1 protein-coding gene is annotated in these 1,344 nt (G+C 63.7%); it reads right to left on the bottom strand.

Annotated elements, in window-relative coordinates:
• Positions 1–40 precede the first annotated feature (40 nt).
• A complete protein-coding gene (locus AAHM38_RS25400) occupies positions 41–1,291 on the bottom strand; it encodes an IS256 family transposase (protein WP_012760919.1) in 1,251 nt (416 codons plus the stop codon).
• Positions 1,292–1,344 lie beyond the last annotated feature (53 nt).

Here is a 1,344-nt window from a genome sequence, read left to right as displayed (position 1 = left end):
GGGAGTGTCAGGATTTCCGTGTTCAAGGCGAGGTTGAGATTCACACGGACGGTCGAACGAATCGATCCGCGTAGAGGATAGCGAACTGGTTCATCGCCTGCTTCCAGTCGTGAGCGGCACGGCTCCAACCGGCCGTGATGTTGCGCAGTGCCAGCCAGATGAGTTTTGTTGCTGCTTCGTCGCTCGGGAAGTGGCCACGGGTCTTGATGATCTTGCGTAGTTGGGCGTTGATGTTCTCGATGGCGTTCGTCGTGTAAATCACCTTGCGTACCGCCGGCGGGAACGCAAAGAACGGAATCACGCGATCCCAGGCGTTGCGCCAGGCGGCACTGACGGTGGGGTATCGCTGCCCCCACGGGCCGTCGGCAAACGCCTCAAGCTCGGCCTGCGCGGCCTCTGCGCTCGGGGCTGTGTAGATCGGCCTGATCGCGGCCGCCAGCGCACGACGGTCCTTCCAGCTCGCGTAATCGAGGCTGTTGCGGATCAGGTGGACGATGCAGGTCTGCAGCGTGGTCGCGGGGAACACAGCTGCCAGCGCCTCGGGCATGCCCTTGAGGCCGTCGGTCACGGCGATCAGGATGTCGTTCACGCCGCGCGTCTTGAGATCGTTGAACACCTTCATCCAGAACTTGGCACCCTCGGTGTTCTCGATCCACAGGCCCAGGATGTCACGCGTGCCGTCGGGCAGAACCCCCAGCGCCAGATAGACGGCCTTGTTGCGCACCACGGCATCCTCCCGGATCTTGACCCGCAGCGCGTCGAAGAACACCACCGGGTACATGGGATCGAGCGGCCGGGCCTGCCAGGCGGTGACTTCGGCCATCACCTCGTCGGTGACCGAGCTGATGAACTCAGGCGAGACGTCCGTCGCATATTGCTCCAGCAGGAAGCCCTGGATCTCGCGCACGGTCATGCCCCGGGCATACATGGCGACGATCTTGTCGTCGAAGCCCTTGAAGCGTCGTTCGTGTTTGGGGATGAGCAGCGGCGCGAAGCTGCCGTCACGGTCGCGCGGTACCTCGATGCGGATCGGGCCGCCCTCGGTCAGCACCGTCTTGGCGCCCGTGCCGTTGCGCTGATTGCTCACCGTGGCCGGCTTGGACGCACCTGGCGGGTAGCCCAGATGGTGATTCATCTCGCCGCCCAGCGCCCGTTCGATCAGGGCCTTCTTGAGGGCCAGGGTCGCCGCGTTGATGGCTTCGGCCGTCATCGGGCCGCTGCCGAACTGCTCAAGCAGTTCGGCAGGGATCGCCGGCAGGTCCGCCGGCTTGGCTTTCGGTTTGCGTGGCATAACGTCTCCTTACGAGCATGTTATGCCTTGAACACGAAATTACTGACAGGCCC

It is taken from the genome of Ralstonia sp. OTU4908, assembly GCF_038440115.1.
Lineage (GTDB): Bacteria > Pseudomonadota > Gammaproteobacteria > Burkholderiales > Burkholderiaceae > Ralstonia > Ralstonia pickettii.
The sequence above is the reverse complement of the archived record's forward strand: the minus strand, read 5'-3'. Positions and strand labels throughout refer to the sequence as shown.

Coding starts and splice junctions, on each gene's coding strand:
- AAHM38_RS25400 (WP_012760919.1), bottom strand. CDS start 1,291: ATGCCACGCAAACCGAAAGCCAAGCCGGCGGACCTGCCGGCGATCCCT.